Source organism: Streptomyces griseoruber (assembly GCF_001514205.1).
Lineage (GTDB): Bacteria > Actinomycetota > Actinomycetes > Streptomycetales > Streptomycetaceae > Streptomyces > Streptomyces griseoruber.
The window spans coordinates 192824-208677 of the sequence record NZ_KQ948772.1 but is presented as its reverse complement, the minus strand read 5'-3'; the positions used below and the strand labels follow the sequence as shown (position 1 = coordinate 208677).

Genomic DNA, 15854 nt, shown 5'->3' with positions numbered 1-15854 from the left:
CTGTCCTCGGCGACGGTCACGAGGTCACGGTCACATCGGCGGGCCGCCCCCGCATGCCGGACGGGCCGCCCGGGCTACCGCTCCGTCGGGTTGCGGCGCAGCAGATACGTGTCCATGATCCAGCCCTTGCGCTCGCGCGCCTCGGCCCGCAGCCGCTCGATCCGGGGGCCGGCCTCGGCGAGCGGACCGGAGACCAGGATCTCGTCCGGGGTGCCTATGTAGGCGCCCCAGTAGATGTCGATGTCCTCCTCGGCGTACCGCCGGAACGTCTGGTGGGCGTCCAGCATCACCACCACGTCGTCCACCCCCTCCGGGAACCCCTCGGCGAGCCGCCGCCCGGTGGTGATCTGCACCGGGCGCGCCACCCGGTTCAGGCCGGTGCGGTGCCGGGCGACCAGCGCCGAGACGCTGCTGATGCCGGGCACGACGTCATGGTCGAAGGCCACCGTGCCCCGCGCCAGCACCTCCTCCAGGACGCCCAGCGTGCTGTCGTAGAGCGCGGGGTCGCCCCACACCAGGAACGCGCCGCTCTGGTCCTCGCCGAGCTCCTGCGAGATCAGCCGCTCGTAGATGTCCGCGCGGGCGCCGCGCCAGTCACCGACCGCGGGGGAGTAGGCGGCCCCACCGGCCCTGCGGTCCCGCTCCGGATCCCGCGCCTCGACCACCCGGTACCCGCCCTCCGGCAGATGGGCCTCGAGGAGGTCCCGGCGGAGCCGCGTCAGGTCGCTCTTCACCTCGCCCTTGTCCAGGACGAAGAACACGTCCGTGTCCCGCAGGGCCCGCACGGCCTGGAGGGTGAGCTGGTCGGGGTCGCCCGCGCCGATACCGATGACATGAATCTTTCGCACGCCACCGAGTCTGCCGTACGCCACTGACAGTGACCGGACCGGGAGTCACCGCAACCGCGGCGCGTGCCGCCCCGCGTCCACCGCCGCCCCCGTCCGCTCCACCTCGTCCGCCAGTGCCCGCCCCCACCGGACGACCCCCGGGAGATCCATCCCGTGCACCTGTTCCGCCCCCGAACCCGCCGCCCACTCCGCCACGGCCCCGGCGCCGCGCCGCAGCAGCCGGGGACCGCCGGTGAGGTTGCCCCGGGCCGCGTGGGTCAGGCCCACCGCGAGCTGGGCGAGCCCGCGCCACAGGCCGCGTTCCGCCTCGGGGCCGGTCTTCCAGGCGTCCTCGAAGACCTCGTGCGCGTGGAACGGCCTCCCCGCGTCCAGCAGCGCCTGCGCCTCGGCGACGGTCTCCCGCGGGCTCCGTACGACCCCCTCGGGCTGCCGGGCCACCCCCGCCGCCCCGTACGGCAGCGGCCGCCCCAGCCCGTCCCGGGGCCGCGCACTGCGCGCCCGCCCCGCACCGTCCCGGTCCCTGGCGCCGCCCCGAGTGCTCCCCATGCCGTCCACGCGCTCCCTGCGGTCCGTACGGTTCATACGCCCGATTGTCCCGCGCCCCGGTCCCCTTCGGCGCGCCGCCCGTCGTGGGGTAAAGTGCTGTTCGCGCGATCACGCGGAACTCCGCGACGACGGCGCACCGGGACGTGGCGCAGCTTGGTAGCGCACTTGACTGGGGGTCAAGGGGTCGCAGGTTCAAATCCTGTCGTCCCGACTTGCTGGAACAGCAGGTCACAGGCCGTATCGGAGGCTCCGGTACGGCCTTTTCGCCGTCGCCTGTCACCAGTCCGGCGCGGTGGACGGGAGGCGCTGTCCACGGTGGGGGCGCTCCGTCGGATCCAGGTCGGCCGGATTCGTCACATGCCGTGCGCTGAAGCGCACTTCAAGCTGAAGACTCCCCTCGCACCACCCGGGCACCCCGGCCCGGCTCGCCGTGCTGCGCGAGGTCGCGCGCGAGAGCGGTGCCACCGTGAACCAGGTCGTCCTGGCCCGGCAGTCGGGCGGCGAGCCGCCGATCGTTCCGCTGGCCGGCGCGTCCTCCCTGGCGCAACTGGAGGAGAACCTCGCCGCCATGGACCTGGAACTGACCGAGGACCAGCGGGACCGGCTGGACACCGTGCACTGATGACCGGGCGGTAACAAAGGGGGCTAACCTGGGATCATGCCGTCCACCCGCCGTACCGCCCGACAGGCCGACCTGCTGGAACGACTCGTCGCGCTGCTCACGGCGGAGGGGTTCTCCGCCCTCACCCTCGACGACCTCGCCGAGCGGCTGCGCTGCTCGAAGACCACGCTCTACCAGCTCGCCCGCAGCAAGCAGGGCCTGGTCGTCGAGGCGGTCAAGCACTACTTCCGCGGTGCGACGGAGGCCGTGGAGAAGCGGGTGGCGCAGACCGTGGACCCCTCGGACCGGGTCCGGGTGTACCTCACCACCGTGGCCGAACAGCTGCGTCCGCTCTCGCGCCGCTTCCTCGACGACGTGGCGGACTTCCCGCCCGCCCGCGAGGTGTACGAGGCCAACACCCGGATGGCCGCGGAGCGGGTGCGGCAGCTGATCGCCGAGGGCGTCTCCGGCGGCGCCTTCCGGGACGTGCACACCGCGTTCGTCGGCGAGGTCGCCGCGGCGACCATGCGCCAGATCCAGCAGGGCGAGCTGAAGGCGCGCACCGGGCTGACCGACGCGGAGGCCTACGAGCAGCTCGCCTCGCTGATCGTGCACGCCGTCTCGTCCTGACCCCGACACCGGATCGACATCTGTAGCGGGTGCTGCGGCATGCCCGGGTGCCGTACTGTGAATGATACGTTCGTACGCACTCCAGTATCATTTCCAGTACTACACCGGGGAGGTCACCATGCCTGCCACTCGCGCCCTGCCGACCGAGGAGGCCGTGGAGCTCGTCCAGCTCACGCGCACCCTCGCCGCCAAGGAACTCGCTCCCCGGGTCGCCGACGCGGAAGCGGACGGGGCGTTCCCCCGGGACGCGTTCCGCACCCTCGGCCGCAGCGGCCTGCTCGGTCTGCCGTTCGCCGAGGAGGACGGCGGGGCGGGACAGCCGTACGAGGTCTACCTCCAGGTGCTGGAGGAGGTCGCCGCGGTCTGGTCGAGCGTCGCCGTGGGCATCTCCGTGCACGCCCTGTCCTGCTTCCCGCTCGCCCGCTTCGGCACCGCGGAGCAGCGGAGCAGATGGCTGCCGGACATGCTCGGCGGTGAACTGCTCGGCGCGTACTGCCTGTCCGAGCCGCACGCCGGCTCCGACCCGGCGGCCATGCTGACCCGCGCCGTGCGCGACGGCGACGCGTATGTGCTGAACGGCGCCAAGGCATGGACCACGCACGGCGGACACGCCGACTTCTACACGGTCATGGCCCGTACCTCCGAGGACCGCAGCCACGGCATCTCCTGCTTCCTCGTCCCGGCGGACGCCCCGGGGCTCAGCGCCGACCCGCCGGAGCGCAAGATGGGGCTGACCGGTTCGGCCACCGCCACCATGCGGCTGGACGACGTCCGGGTGCCGGCCGGCCGGCTCATCGGGGAGGAGGGGCAGGGGCTGAAGATCGCGCTCGCCTCCCTCGACCACGGCCGGCTCGGCATCGCCGCCGTGGCCTGCGGACTCGCCCAGGGCGCCCTCGACCACGCGGTGCGCTACGCCCGGGAGCGGGAGACCTTCGGCAAGCCGATCATCGAGCACCAGGGGCTGGCGTTCGTGCTGGCCGACATGGGCGCCGCGATCGAGTCGGCGCGGGCCACCACCCTGTCCGCCGCGCGGCTGAAGGACCTCGGTCTGCCCTTCACACGCGAGGCGTCGATCGCCAAACTCGTGGCCACGGACAACGCCATGAAGGTGACCACGGACGCCGTGCAGGTCCTCGGGGGGTACGGGTACACCCGTGACTTCCCGGTCGAGCGCTATATGCGCGAGGCCAAGGTCATGCAGATCTTCGAAGGAACCAACCAGATCCAGCGCATGATCATCTCCCGTGCGCTGGACCGTAACGACGGCGGTGTGCTCACCGCCCTCGGCAAGGAGTGATGATGCAGCTCGCCCACACCGCCGCCCTCGTCACCGGCGGTGCCTCCGGCCTCGGCGCGGCCACCGCGAAGGCCCTCGCCGAGCGCGGCGCGCAGGTGTTCGCCCTCGACCTCAAGGACGGCGTCGACCGGGCCCCCGAGGTCGACGGTGTCACCTACGTCCCGACCGACGTCACCGACCCCGAGCAGGTCCGTGCCGCCGTCGCCGCCGCGGCGGACGCCGGGGTCCCGCTGCGTACGGTCGTCAACTGCGCCGGTATCGGCCCGTCCGCGCGGATCCTCGGCAGGAAGGGCGTCCACGACCTCGCCCTGTACGCCAAGGTGATCCAGGTCAATCTGATCGGCACCTTCAACGTCCTCGCGCTCGCCTCCGAGGCCATCGCCGCCACCGAGGCCGACGAGCACGGCCAGCGCGGCGTGATCGTCAACACCGCGTCGATCGCCGCGTACGACGGCCAGATCGGCCAGGCCGCCTACTCCTCGTCCAAGGGAGGCGTCGTCGGCCTGACCCTGCCCGCCGCCCGTGACCTGGCGCAGTACGGCATCCGGGTGTGCACCATCGCCCCGGGCATCGTGGAGACGCCGATGCTGGCCACCGTCTCCGAGGAGTTCCGGGCGGGTCTCGCGGCCGGGGTGCCCTTCCCGCAGCGGCTCGCGCGGCCCGAGGAGTACGCCCAGCTCGCCCTGTCGATCATCGACCACGACTACCTCAACGGCGAGACCATCCGCATGGACGGAGCCCTGCGGATGGCCCCGAGGTAGGCCGCGGCCGCTCCCTCAGCCCCGGACCAGCAACTGGAAGTCGAACGCGTACCGGGACGCGCGATAGATGTGCGTCCCGTACTCGACCGGCCGGCCGGTGTCGTCGTACGCCGTGCGCTGCATGGTCAGCAGGGCCGCGCCCTCCTCCTCGCCGAGCCGTCCGGCCTCCTCGGCGGTGGCCGCGCGGGCGCCGACGGTCTGCCGGGCGCTGTGCAGGGTGATGCCCGTCGCACGCATCAGGTGGTACAGACCGGTCGCCTCCAGCCGCTCCGTGTCCAGGTCGAACAGGGCCGGCGGCAGGTAGTTGCACAGGGACGCCACCGGCTCGCCGTGCGCCGAGCGCAACCGCTCCAGCCGGGTGACCTCGGCGCCCTCCGCGATCCCGAGGGCGGCCGCCACATCGGGGCCCGCGGGGACGCGTTCGTTGCGCAGGACGTGCGTGGTGGGTCCCTGTCCGGCCGCCTCCAGGTCGTCGTAGAGGCTGCTGAGCTCCAGCGGCCGCTTGACCTGGCTGTGCACGACCTGCGTGCCGACCCCCCGACGGCGCACCAGCAGCCCCTTGTCGACCAGGGACTGGATCGCCTGGCGGACCGTGGGGCGGGACAGGCCGAGCCGGGTCGACAGGTCGATCTCGTTGCCCAGGAGGTTGCCCGGGGCGAGCGCGCCGTGCTCGATCGCCGACTCCAGTTGCTGGGCCAGCTGGTAGTAGAGCGGCACCGGGCTGGACCGGTCGAGCGCGAAGGGCAGCCCGTCCAGGGCCGAACCGCTCACCGCGCGGGTACGTTCACCGGTCTTCGCCATCAAGGGCACCTCCTGTGTCGGCCGCGCGGCGGATCGTCCGTGCCGGCGCCCGTACCGGCGGGACCCGCGGCGAAGATCGGGCCCGGGGGTGAGGCCTGATCGGCCATACGGGACACTCCTCAGGGTGGTCGGGGCCTGGCGTCTCCCAGGTGTAGGTCCCGGTGACCCCTGCTGTCAATGGTTTGTTCTTACATTCGGACCTGATCCTGAGATGATGTCTTAACAAAGTATTGACAGCGGGCCTGACAGGGGATTGGATCCCGTCCCAGCAGTGCACGGGCCGAGTCCATACACCGAACGGAAATCGAACAGTCGCGGACCCGGCTCCATGGCCCCACCCTGAGCAGTAGCGGGCCCTGATCCCAGAGATCCCTCTCCCTTTCCCGGTCGTTCTCCCGTCGCACAGTGAGGTGCAGGAAAGATGGACAGCTCTTCGCCCCGTCCCCGCAGAATCGCCCCGGTCGTGGCCATGGCCGCGGCAGTGGCCCTGACCCTGGCTGGCTGCTCCAGCAGCTCCGGTGGCAAGAAGGCCGAGGAGAGCGCGGACGGCGCCTCGGCGGGCAAGGCGAGCACTCCGCAGATGACGGTGGCGCTGGTGACGCACCAGTCGCCCGGCGACACCTTCTGGGACATCGTCCGCAAGGGCGCCGAGGCCGCGGCGGCCAAGGACAACGTCAAGCTGATCTACTCCGCGGACCCGAACGCGGGCAACCAGTCCAACCTGGTCCAGAACGCCATCGACCAGAAGGTCGACGGCATCGCCATCACCCTCGCCAAGCCCGACGCTCTCAAGGACGTCGTCGCCAAGGCGAAGGCCGCGAACATACCCGTCGTCGGTCTCAACTCCGGTGTGAGCGAGTGGCAGAAGCTCGGTCTGATGGAGTTCTTCGGCCAGGACGAGACCGTGGCCGGTGAGGCGCTCGGCAAGCGGCTCAACGAGGAAGGCGCCAAGAAGGCCGTCTGTGTCATCCAGGAGCAGGGCAACATCGGCCTGACCCAGCGGTGCGACGGTGTGAAGAAGACCTTCTCGGGCACCACCGAGGTCCTGAACGTCAACGGCACCGACATGCCGTCCGTGAAGTCCACGATCACCGCCAAGCTCACCCAGGACAAGTCCATCGACTACGTCGTCACGCTCGGCGCCCCGTTCGCCCTGACCGCCGTCCAGTCCGCGTCCGACGCCGGCTCCAAGGCGAAGATCGCCACCTTCGACCTGAACAAGGACCTGACCGGAGCCATCAGCAAGGGCACCATCCAGTTCGCCGTCGACCAGCAGCCCTACCTCCAGGGCTACCTGGCGATCGACTCGCTGTGGCTCTACAAGAACAACGGCAACTACATGGGCGGCGGCGAGGCTCCGGTGCTGACCGGTCCGGCCTTCGTCGACAAGACCAACGTCGACAAGGTCGCCGCGTTCGCCGCGAAGGGCACTCGGTGATGAGCATGACCCAGAAGGCTGAGCCGGCGGTGACCACACCGCCGGCCTCCGGCCCGAAGGAGACCGACGGCCGGACCGCTCAACGCCCGCTGGCCATCCGCCTGCTGGCCCGGCCCGAGGTCGGTGTCTTCCTCGGCGCGGTCGCGGTGTACGTGTTCTTCCTCATCACGGCCCCGCCGGTGCGCGAGGCCGGCTCGATGGCCAACATCCTCTACCAGTCGTCCACCATCGGGATCATGGCACTGCCCGTGGCCCTGCTGATGATCGGCGGCGAGTTCGACCTGTCCGCCGGTGTCGCCGTGATCACCTCGGCGCTCACCGCGAGCATGCTCGCCTACCAGCTGAGCATGAACGTGTGGGTCGGTGTGGTCGTCGCGCTCGCGGTCTCCCTCGCCATCGGCTTCTTCAACGGCTGGATGGTGATGAAGACCGGCCTGCCCAGCTTCCTCATCACCCTGGGCACCTTCCTGATCCTCCAGGGCGTCAACCTCGCGGTGACCAAGCTGGTCACCACCAACGTGGCCACCGACGACATCAGCGACATGGACGGCTTCGACCAGGCGAAGAAGATCTTCGCCTCGTCCTTCGACATCGGCGGTGTCGAAGTGAAGATCACCATCTTCTACTGGCTGGCCTTCGCCGCCCTCGCCACCTGGGTCCTGCTGCGCACCCGGTACGGCAACTGGATCTTCGCGGTCGGCGGCAACAAGGAGTCCGCACGGGCGGTCGGCGTGCCCGTGAACTTCACCAAGATCTCCCTGTTCATGCTGGTCGGCTTCGGTGCCTGGTTCATCGGCATGCACCAGCTGTTCACCTTCAACACCGTGCAGTCCGGCGAGGGCGTGGGCCAGGAGCTGATCTACATCTCCGCGGCCGTCATCGGCGGCTGTCTGCTCACCGGCGGCGCCGGCTCCGCGATCGGGCCGGTCTTCGGCGCCTTCATGTTCGGCATGGTGCAGCAGGGCATCGTCTACGCCGGCTGGAACCCCGACTGGTTCAAGGCATTCCTCGGCGTGATGCTCCTCGGCGCCGTCCTGATCAATCTGTGGGTCAGCCGCACGGCGACCCGGAGGTGACCCCCATGACTTCCACCAACGGAACCGGCACCCACGGAGCCGTCATCGCGGACACGGCCGCCGACCAGGCGGACGGCGCGATCGTCGAACTGCGCAATGCCGGCAAGTCCTACGGCAACATCCGCGCGCTGCACGGCGTCGACCTCGCGGTGTACCCCGGCAAGGTGACCTGTGTCCTCGGCGACAACGGCGCCGGCAAGTCCACCCTCATCAAGATCGTCTCCGGGCTGCACCAGCACACCGAGGGCGAGTTCCTCGTCGACGGGCAGCCGGTGCGGTTCTCCACCCCGCGCGAGGCGCTGGACAAGGGCATCGCCACCGTCTACCAGGACCTGGCGACCGTTCCCCTGATGCCGGTCTGGCGCAACTTCTTCCTCGGCTCCGAGATGACCAGGGGCAGCGGGCCCCTGCGCCGCCTCGACATCGAGAAGATGAAGAAGACCGCCGACGAGGAACTGCGCAACATGGGCATCGTCCTCGACGACCTGGAACAGCCCATCGGCACCCTGTCCGGCGGCCAGCGCCAGTGCGTGGCGATCGCCCGCGCCGTCTACTTCGGCGCCCGCGTGCTGATCCTGGACGAGCCCACCGCCGCCCTCGGCGTCAAGCAGTCCGGCGTGGTGCTGAAGTACATCGCCGCCGCCCGCGACCGCGGTCTCGGCGTCATCTTCATCACCCACAACCCGCACCACGCCTACATGGTCGGCGACCACTTCAGCGTCCTGCGCCTGGGCACCCTGGAACTCTCCGCCGACCGCAGCGAGGTCAGCCTCGAGGAGCTGACCAACCACATGGCCGGCGGAGCCGAACTCGCGGCCCTCAAGCACGAGTTGTCCCAGGTCCGCGGTGTCGACGTGGAGGAACTGCCCGAAGAGGCGGACCTCACCGCCCCCGTGGCGGGCGGCGGCGAGGGGAAGTCCTGAGATGGCCGCGACCCTGGACCGCATCCGCGTCGGCTCCGCCCCCGACTCCTGGGGCGTGTGGTTCCCCGACGACCCTCAGCAGGTGCCGTGGGAACGGTTCCTGGACGAGGTCGCCGAGGCGGGCTACTCCTGGATCGAACTCGGCCCGTACGGCTATCTGCCCACCGACCCGGCCCGGCTCACCGACGAGGTGGCCCGGCGGAACCTGAAGGTCTCGGCCGGCACGGTCTTCACCGGGCTGCACCGTGGCCCGTCCGTCTGGGAGTCCACCTGGGAGCACGTCAGCCAGGTGGCCGCGCTCACCCAGGCCATGGGTGCCGGGCATCTGGTCGTCATCCCGTCCTTCTGGCGCGACGACAAGACCGCGGAGATCCTGGAGCCGCCGGAGCTGACGGCCGGGCAGTGGGCCCACCTCACCAAGGGCATGGAACGGCTGGGCCACGAGGTCAAGGAGACGTACGGTCTCGACATCGTCGTCCATCCGCACGCCGACACCCACATCGACACCGAGGACCACGTCGAGCGCTTCCTGGACTCCACCGACGGCGAGCTGGTCAACCTCTGCCTGGACACCGGTCACTACGCCTACTGCGGCGGCGACAGCGTCAGGCTGATCGAGACCTACGGCGAGCGCATCGGCTATCTGCACCTCAAGCAGGTCGACCCGGAGATCCTGGCCGCGGTGGTCCGCGACGAGGTGCCGTTCGGCCCGGCGGTGCAGCGCGGAGTGATGTGCGAACCGCCCGGCGGAGTGCCGGAGTTGGAGCCGGTGCTGGTCGCGGCCCAGAAGCTCGGTGTCGAGCTGTTCGCGATCGTCGAGCAGGACATGTACCCCTGCGAGCCGGACAGACCCCTGCCGATCGCGGTCCGCACCCGGCAGTTCCTGCGCTCCTGCGGGGCGTGAGGGAACGGAAGGGACGTATGCGTCGGATGCCCCGGTGAGCACTCACCGGGGCTTCGTCGTGCTCGGCGTCGACGGCCCGCCGGCGGAACCGGCGGCGCGCCCGGGACGTCGGAGAGGACGGAAGGTGTGTGGAGCCTTGGACGGGGAGGGTGAGATGCAGGAGGAACGGCAGGAAGGCACCGAGGAGGACCGGCGCAGGGTCCGGTTCGGGGCGCTGCCCGAGCGGGTGCGCCCCGAGGACACGGTGGAGGAGCGCCCGGCCGCCCCGCGGGACCCGGCGCGCGACGCCTACGACCCGGACGAATGGATGGTCCGCTACTGCCTGTGAGGGCGGCCCCGGTCGGGGCCGCCCTCACAGGGTGAGCCGGGTCAGGAGGCCCGTACCTCCGCGATCGTCACGGGGCGGTGCTCGTGCAGCGAGAGCGTGCAGGCCTCGGCGATCCAGCCCGCCTCCAGGGCGTCCTCGATCGTGCAGGGCGAGGGCCGGGTGCCGGCCACGACCTCGGTGAACGCGGTCAGCTCGGCGCGGTAGGCGGCCGTGAAGCGGTCCATGAAGAAGTCGTGCGGGGTGCCGGCCGGGAAGGTGACCCCGGGTTCCACCGAGCGCAGCGGCAGCTTGTCCTCCAGGCCCACGGCGATGGAGTCGGTGAAGCCGTGGATCTCCATGCGGACGTCGTAACCACGGGCGTTGTGGCGGGAGTTGGAGATCACGGCGATCGTGCCGTCGTCGAGGGTGAGCAGGGCGCCGGTGGTGTCGGCGTCACCCGCCTCCTTGATGTAGTCGGCGCCCCGGTTGCCGCCCACCGCGTACACCTCGGTCACCTCACGGCCCGTCACCCAGCGGATGATGTCGAAGTCGTGGACCGAACAGTCGCGGAAGATGCCCCCGGAGGCGGCGACGTACGCGGCCGGCGGCGGCGCCGGGTCCAGGGTGGTGGAGCGGACGGTGTGCAGCTTGCCCAGCTCACCCGAGTGCACGGCGGCCCGCGCGGCGACGAACCCGGCGTCGAAGCGCCGGTTGTAGCCGATCTGGATCGGTACGTCCTTGCCCTGGACGGCCCTGAGGACCTCGACGCCCTCGCTCATGGTCTTCGCGACGGGCTTCTCGCAGAAGACCGGGATGCCCGCCTCGACGCCGGCGAGGATCAGCGCGGGGTGGGCGTCGGTCGCGGCGGCGACGACGATGCCGTCCACACCGGCGGCCAGCAGGGCCTCCGGCGAGTCCACGACCTCGGCCCCGAACCGCTCCGCGGCGGCCTTGGCCGCCTCCGCGAACGGGTCGGTCACGACGAGCGACTCGACGGCGTCGAGTCCGGAGAGAGTCTCGGCGTGGAAGGCGCCGATGCGGCCGAGGCCGAGGATTCCGATGCGCATGGGGGTGCAGCTCCTTGAGAGTCTTACGGGGAGGGGGACGGAGGGGAGAAGGGGCTGAAGGGGATCAGGTCTAGTCGAGGCCGCCGAGCACGTTCTGGTCCCAGTCGATCACCGAACCGGTGACCACGCCGGACCGCTCGGACAGCAGGAACACCGCGAAGTCGGCGATCTCGTCCGGCTGGCCGAGCTTGCCCATCGGCAGCCGTGCGGCGGCCTCCTCGCGCCAGTCGTCCCCGGCGCCGTGGAACGCCTTCTGCGTCGCGTCCTCGCCCTCGGTCGCCGTCCAGCCGATGTTCAGGCCGTTGATCCGGACGCGGTCGAAGCGGTGGGCGTGCGCGGCGTTGCGGGTCAGACCGACCAGGCCGGCCTTGGCGGCGACGTACGGCGCGAGGAAGGGCTGTCCGCCGTGCGCCGAGGAGGTGATGATGTTGACGACCGTGCCGGGCGCCTTCCGGGCCACCATGTCCGCGACCGCCGCCTGCATGGCGAAGAACGGCGCCTTCAGGTTGATCGCGATGTGCTGGTCGAACAGCTCGGGCGTGGTGTCGAGGAGCGTGCCCCGGGAGGTCAGCCCGGCCGAGTTGACCAGGCAGTCGACCCGGCCGTACGCGGCCACGGTCCGGGCCACCGAGGCCTTCGCCTGTGCGGCGTCCGCCAGGTCGGCCTGCACGAAGAGCGCCGTGCCGCCCGCCCCGGTCAGCTCGGCGACCAGGGCCTCGCCCGGCTCCGGCCGCCGCCCGGTGACGGCGACCAGGGCGCCCTCGCGGGCCGCCGCCCGCGCGATGGCCGCGCCCACCCCCTGGCTGCCGCCGTTGACCAGGACGACCTTGTCGTCGAGAAGTCCCATGTACCCCATGTCCTTTCAGCCGATGCGCCGCCCGGCGCCCACCCGCGACTCGTCCCCAAGGGCCCGCGGGGTGCAGCCCTCGCACAGCGCCCGCAGGCGTGCGGGTGGTCGGCGGGGTCGGTCGTGCGCGTCGTCCCTTCGATGACAATGGCGGCTCAGTACTGCCATTCTTGTCATGACAAACCCGTCGAACAACCAGCAGGCAGCCATCAAAAACCCCTCAAGCCGACCACCGAGGAGCCTTCCGTGGGCCATCCCTTCCCCCTCCGCGAGATCGCACGTCAGGCGGGCCTGAGCGAGGCCACCGTCGACCGGGTCCTCAACGGCAGGGGAGGGGTGCGCGAGTCCACCGCCCAGGAGGTGCGGCGGGCCATCGCCGAACTGCACCGGCAGCGCACCCAGGTCCGGCTCGTCGGCCGGACCTTCATGGTGGACATCGTCATGCAGGCGCCCGAACGGTTCACCAACGCCGTACGGGCCGCCCTGGAGGCCGAACTGCCCTCGCTGCATCCCGCGGTGCTGCGCTCCCGCTTCCACTTCCGGGAGACCGGACCGGTCGCGGAGCAGATCGCCGTCCTCGACCGGATAGCCCGGCGCGGCTCGCAGGGCGTGATCCTCAAGGCGCCGGACGTCCCCGAGATCACGGCCGCCGTGGGCCGGCTGGTCGCCGTCGGCATTCCGGTCGTCACGCTCGTGACCGACCTGCCCGCGAGCGCCCGGCTCGCCTATGTCGGCATCGACAACCGGGCCGCCGGCGCCACCGCCGCGTACCTCATGGGGCAGTGGCTCGGCGACCGCCCCGGCAATGTCCTCACCAGCCTGTCCAGCGGGTTCTTCCGCAACGAGGAGGAGCGCGAGATGGGCTTCCGCGGCGTGATGCGGACCCGGCACCCGGGCCGCACCCTGGTGGAGATCACCGAGGGACAGGGCCTGGACGCCACCCAGTACGACCTCGTCCGGGCCGCCCTGGCCCGCGACCCGGGAATCCGGGCGGTGTACTCGATCGGCGGCGGGAACTTCGCCACCCTGAAGGCCTTCGCCGACGCGCGCCGCGAGTGCGCCGTGTTCGTCGCGCACGACCTCGACCACGACAACACCCGGCTGCTGCGCGACCACCGGCTGTCCGCCGTCCTCCACCACGACCTGCGCCAGGACATGCGCGAGGCCTGCCACACCGTGATGCGCGCCCACGGGGCCCTGCCGCCCGCCGGACCGACCCTGCCGTCCGCGATCCAGGTGGTGACCCCGTACAACATGCCCCAGGCGGCGGGCGGCTGACCCGGAGGTGCTCAGAGGGTGATCGCGTACGCCTTGCGCAGGGTCTCGTGGACCGTCCACGTCGTCCGGTCGCCCGCGCGCAGGACCGCCAGGTCGCCCGGACCGACGGTCAGGGTGGGGCCGCCCTCGATCTCGATGGTCGCCGAGCCGCTGATCACGACGAACAGTTCGTCGGCCTCGGTGTCGGTGACCACGCCCGGCGTGATCTGCCAGACGCCCCGGATCTGCCGGCCGTCCGCCGACTCCCAGACGACCTTGCCGGTCACCTCGGGTGTGCCGGAGACGATCTGCGCCGGGTCGAGCGGCTCGGGTTCGAGGGCGGCGTCGGGGATGTGCAGGGCGAAGCTGTGGGTCATGCGGCGACCCTAGCGGCGGTGCCGCCCCGCCCGGTGTGGACACGGTGTGCGGTATCCGCCCGGCCGGAGGGACGGTTCGTCGCGACTGGCAGGCGGGGCGGGGCCGGGTGATCGTTGAGCGCATGGCGGACGACACGGCGGACGCGGTCCGGCCCCACCGGCACGACGCCCACGAGACGATCCTCTTCGGCGGGGTCTACGGCGCCGTCCTCGCGAGTGCGATGGTGGCCGCGCTCACCCAGTACGGGTACGCCTCCCCGGCCAGGCGCCGCGACGACGCCCTGTGGCTGCTGGTCACCGCCGGGGCGTCCGCCCTCGCGCACGGCTACGCCCACTACATCGCCGAGCGCACCCCGCACCGCCGCTGGGACGCGCTGCGTGCCCTGCGCGACGAATGGTCCCTGGTCGCGGCGGTCGTGCCGACGGTGGTGGTGCTGGCGGGCGCGGGCTGGGGCTGGTGGCCGGCGAACGGGGTGGAGTACCCGGCGTTCGCCCTCAACATCGCCCTGCTGTTCGCCCTCGGTCTGATCACGGCCCGCCGTGCGCACCGCTCCTGGGGGGCCGCCGCGCTGGTCGGGGTGATGGACGCGCTGCTCGGGACGGTCGTGGTCGTGGCCAACGCCGTCATCAAGTGACCAGCAGGTACGGCGGACAAAATTGTTGACAATCTTGTTTGGCTAGATTTAGGTTCGACAGGCACTCACTCAGGGAGGGCGCAATGCCGAACGAAGCCCGTCCGAGCACCGGGGAGCAGGCCAAGCAGCATGCGCTCGCGCAGGTGCGGCAGGCGATCCTGCACGGCGACATGGCACCGGCGCAGCGGTTGGTGGAGAACGAGCTCGCCGAGCAGTTCGGTGTGACCCGGGCGAGCATCCGCGCGGCACTCATCGATCTGGAGTCCCAGGGACTCGTCGAGCGGATCCGCAACCGCGGCTCGCGGGTGCGGGTGGTGACCGTGGACGAGGCGGTCGCCATCACCGAGTGCCGCATGGTCCTCGAAGGGCTGTGCGCGGCGAAGGCGGCCGTCGCCGCCAGCGACGAGCAGCTGATGCAGCTCACCGAGCTGGGTACGGCGATGACCAAGGCCGTCGCCGACGGCGAGCCGGTCACCTACTCCGACCTCAACCATGAACTGCACGTCCGCATCCGGGAGTTCTCCGGGCAGCGGACCGCGCAGGAACTGCTGGAGCGGCTGAACGCCCAGCTGGTGCGCCACCGCTTCCAGCTGGCGCTCAGGCCGGGGCGTCCGCAGCAATCCCTGAACGAGCACCTGACCATGATCGAAGCGATCCGGGCCAGGGACCCGCAGGCGGCCGAGACGGCCGTCCGCGCCCACCTCAGCAGTGTGATCGAGGCGCTGCGCGACTGATCACGGCCGCGCGAGGCGGGCGCCCACCTGTCATCAAGGAGAAAACAGCATGACCCAGGCCAACGCGCCCGCCCGCCCACCCCGATCCACCCTCGTCGTCACCGCCCACGCCGGGGACTTCGTCTGGCGTGCGGGCGGCGCCATCGCCCTGGCCGCCGTGCGCGGGGAGAAGGTCACCATCGCCTGTCTGACCTTCGGCGAGCGCGGGGAGTCCGCCAAGGCGTGGCGCGAGGGCAGGAAGCTCGACGAGATCAAGGCGATCCGCCGGGACGAGGCCGAGCGGGCCGCCGGCGTCCTGGGGGCCGAGGTCCGCTTCTTCGACGCCGGCGACTACCCGCTCGTCGCCTCCGCCGAGCTCACCGACCGGCTCGTCGCCGTCTACCGCGAGACCCAGCCCGATGTCGTCCTCACCCACCCCACCGAGGACCCGTACAACGGCGACCACCCGGCCGCCAACCGGATGGCCCTGGAGGCCCGGGTCCTCGCGCAGGCCATCGGCTACCCGGGCGAGGGCGAGATCATCGGCGCCCCGCCGGTCTTCTACTTCGAGCCGCACCAGCCCGAGATGAGCGGCTTCCGGCCCGAGGTGCTGCTCGACATCACCGAGGTCTGGGAGACCAAACGGGGGGCGATGGAGTGCCTGGGCGCCCAGCAGCACCTGTGGGACTACTACACCGACCTCGCCGTCCGCCGGGGCGTCCAGCTCAAGCGCAACGCCGGCCCCAACCTGGGCCTGGCCCACAGGACGATGGCCGAGGCGTTCATGCGCCCCTACCCGCAGATCGCGAAGGAGCTGGCGTGAGCG

General features: G+C 71.2%; 18 protein-coding genes, 1 tRNA gene and 1 pseudogene. 14 read left to right on the top strand and 6 right to left on the bottom strand.

Annotated features, from left to right (window positions below):
• Positions 1 to 74: 74 nt before the first annotated feature.
• Together cobF and AQJ64_RS25005 are read right to left on the bottom strand one after the other, a co-directional pair.
• Positions 75 to 848 carry a precorrin-6A synthase (deacetylating) gene (gene cobF / locus AQJ64_RS25010; protein ID WP_055632628.1) on the bottom strand — a complete coding sequence of 258 codons (774 nt, stop codon included), beginning with the start codon at positions 846 to 848 and terminating at the stop codon, positions 75 to 77.
• A gap of 45 nt (positions 849 to 893) precedes the next feature.
• Positions 894 to 1430 carry a DUF309 domain-containing protein gene (locus tag AQJ64_RS25005; protein ID WP_244902687.1) on the bottom strand — a complete coding sequence of 179 codons (537 nt, stop codon included), beginning with the start codon at positions 1428 to 1430 and terminating at the stop codon, positions 894 to 896.
• A gap of 101 nt (positions 1431 to 1531) precedes the next feature.
• Between AQJ64_RS25005 and AQJ64_RS25000 the strand changes: the two genes are divergently transcribed.
• The 5 genes and pseudogenes from AQJ64_RS25000 to AQJ64_RS24980 all read left to right on the top strand — a co-directional run bounded on the left by AQJ64_RS25000 (position 1532) and on the right by AQJ64_RS24980 (position 4683).
• Positions 1532 to 1605, top strand: a tRNA-Pro gene (locus AQJ64_RS25000).
• Between the two features lie 192 nt (positions 1606 to 1797).
• A pseudogene (locus AQJ64_RS24995) lies at positions 1798 to 2016 on the top strand (aldo/keto reductase); the annotation flags it as partial.
• A 36-nt stretch (positions 2017 to 2052) separates the two neighbouring features.
• Positions 2053 to 2625, top strand: coding sequence for a TetR/AcrR family transcriptional regulator (locus AQJ64_RS24990; RefSeq protein WP_059203001.1), 573 nt, complete (start codon positions 2053 to 2055; stop codon positions 2623 to 2625).
• A gap of 118 nt (positions 2626 to 2743) precedes the next feature.
• A complete protein-coding gene (locus tag AQJ64_RS24985) occupies positions 2744 to 3922 on the top strand; it encodes an acyl-CoA dehydrogenase family protein (RefSeq protein ID WP_059203021.1) in 1179 nt (392 codons plus the stop codon).
• Between the two features lie 2 nt (positions 3923 to 3924).
• On the top strand, positions 3925 to 4683 hold the full coding sequence (locus tag AQJ64_RS24980; RefSeq protein WP_059203000.1) for an SDR family NAD(P)-dependent oxidoreductase: 759 nt from the start codon (positions 3925 to 3927) through the stop codon (positions 4681 to 4683).
• A gap of 15 nt (positions 4684 to 4698) precedes the next feature.
• Here AQJ64_RS24980 and AQJ64_RS24975 read toward each other — a convergent pair whose 3' ends face one another.
• The gene (locus tag AQJ64_RS24975; protein WP_059202999.1) at positions 4699 to 5484 is read right to left on the bottom strand and encodes a GntR family transcriptional regulator; all 786 of its coding nucleotides are present in this window, start codon (positions 5482 to 5484) and stop codon (positions 4699 to 4701) included.
• 421 nt (positions 5485 to 5905) lie between these two features.
• Between AQJ64_RS24975 and AQJ64_RS24970 the strand changes: the two genes are divergently transcribed.
• The 5 genes from AQJ64_RS24970 (at position 5906) to AQJ64_RS49755 (ending at position 10153) form a co-directional block, all read left to right on the top strand.
• Positions 5906 to 6922 (top strand): sugar ABC transporter substrate-binding protein, encoded by a 1017-nt coding sequence (locus tag AQJ64_RS24970; protein ID WP_059202998.1) that lies wholly within the window; start codon positions 5906 to 5908, stop codon positions 6920 to 6922.
• The gene (locus AQJ64_RS24965) at positions 6922 to 7998 is read left to right on the top strand and encodes an ABC transporter permease (RefSeq protein WP_059202997.1); all 1077 of its coding nucleotides are present in this window, start codon (positions 6922 to 6924) and stop codon (positions 7996 to 7998) included. The genes AQJ64_RS24970 and AQJ64_RS24965 overlap by 1 nt, the downstream gene beginning before the upstream one ends.
• 5 nt (positions 7999 to 8003) lie before the next feature.
• Positions 8004 to 8921: an ATP-binding cassette domain-containing protein gene (locus AQJ64_RS24960; protein WP_059203020.1), complete on the top strand. Its 918-nt coding sequence runs from the start codon at positions 8004 to 8006 to the stop codon at positions 8919 to 8921.
• 1 nt (position 8922) lies between these two features.
• A complete protein-coding gene (locus AQJ64_RS24955; RefSeq protein ID WP_059202996.1) occupies positions 8923 to 9825 on the top strand; it encodes a sugar phosphate isomerase/epimerase family protein in 903 nt (300 codons plus the stop codon).
• A 154-nt stretch (positions 9826 to 9979) separates the two neighbouring features.
• Positions 9980 to 10153 (top strand): hypothetical protein, encoded by a 174-nt coding sequence (locus AQJ64_RS49755; RefSeq protein ID WP_169809751.1) that lies wholly within the window; start codon positions 9980 to 9982, stop codon positions 10151 to 10153.
• Positions 10154 to 10194: 41 nt separating this feature from the next.
• Here the strand turns inward: AQJ64_RS49755 and AQJ64_RS24945 are convergent, their stop codons facing one another.
• On the bottom strand, positions 10195 to 11199 hold the full coding sequence (locus AQJ64_RS24945) for a Gfo/Idh/MocA family protein (protein WP_059202994.1): 1005 nt from the start codon (positions 11197 to 11199) through the stop codon (positions 10195 to 10197).
• A gap of 70 nt (positions 11200 to 11269) precedes the next feature.
• Complete coding sequence (locus tag AQJ64_RS24940) at positions 11270 to 12046, bottom strand: SDR family oxidoreductase (protein WP_059202993.1); 777 nt, start codon at positions 12044 to 12046, stop codon at positions 11270 to 11272.
• A gap of 246 nt (positions 12047 to 12292) precedes the next feature.
• On the opposite strand from AQJ64_RS24940, the gene AQJ64_RS24935 reads away from it, so the two are divergent.
• A complete protein-coding gene (locus AQJ64_RS24935) occupies positions 12293 to 13324 on the top strand; it encodes a LacI family DNA-binding transcriptional regulator (RefSeq protein ID WP_055637348.1) in 1032 nt (343 codons plus the stop codon).
• Between the two features lie 11 nt (positions 13325 to 13335).
• On the opposite strand, the gene AQJ64_RS24930 is transcribed toward AQJ64_RS24935, so the two are convergent.
• Positions 13336 to 13680: a cupin domain-containing protein gene (locus AQJ64_RS24930; protein WP_055637349.1), complete on the bottom strand. Its 345-nt coding sequence runs from the start codon at positions 13678 to 13680 to the stop codon at positions 13336 to 13338.
• A gap of 122 nt (positions 13681 to 13802) precedes the next feature.
• On the opposite strand from AQJ64_RS24930, the gene AQJ64_RS24925 reads away from it, so the two are divergent.
• The 3 genes from AQJ64_RS24925 to AQJ64_RS24915 all read left to right on the top strand — a co-directional run bounded on the left by AQJ64_RS24925 (position 13803) and on the right by AQJ64_RS24915 (position 15851).
• On the top strand, positions 13803 to 14315 hold the full coding sequence (locus AQJ64_RS24925; RefSeq protein ID WP_055637350.1) for a hypothetical protein: 513 nt from the start codon (positions 13803 to 13805) through the stop codon (positions 14313 to 14315).
• 83 nt (positions 14316 to 14398) lie between these two features.
• Positions 14399 to 15049: a GntR family transcriptional regulator gene (locus tag AQJ64_RS24920; protein ID WP_055637351.1), complete on the top strand. Its 651-nt coding sequence runs from the start codon at positions 14399 to 14401 to the stop codon at positions 15047 to 15049.
• A gap of 49 nt (positions 15050 to 15098) precedes the next feature.
• Positions 15099 to 15851, top strand: coding sequence for a PIG-L deacetylase family protein (locus AQJ64_RS24915; RefSeq protein ID WP_059202992.1), 753 nt, complete (start codon positions 15099 to 15101; stop codon positions 15849 to 15851).
• The last annotated feature ends 3 nt before the right edge of the window (positions 15852 to 15854 follow it).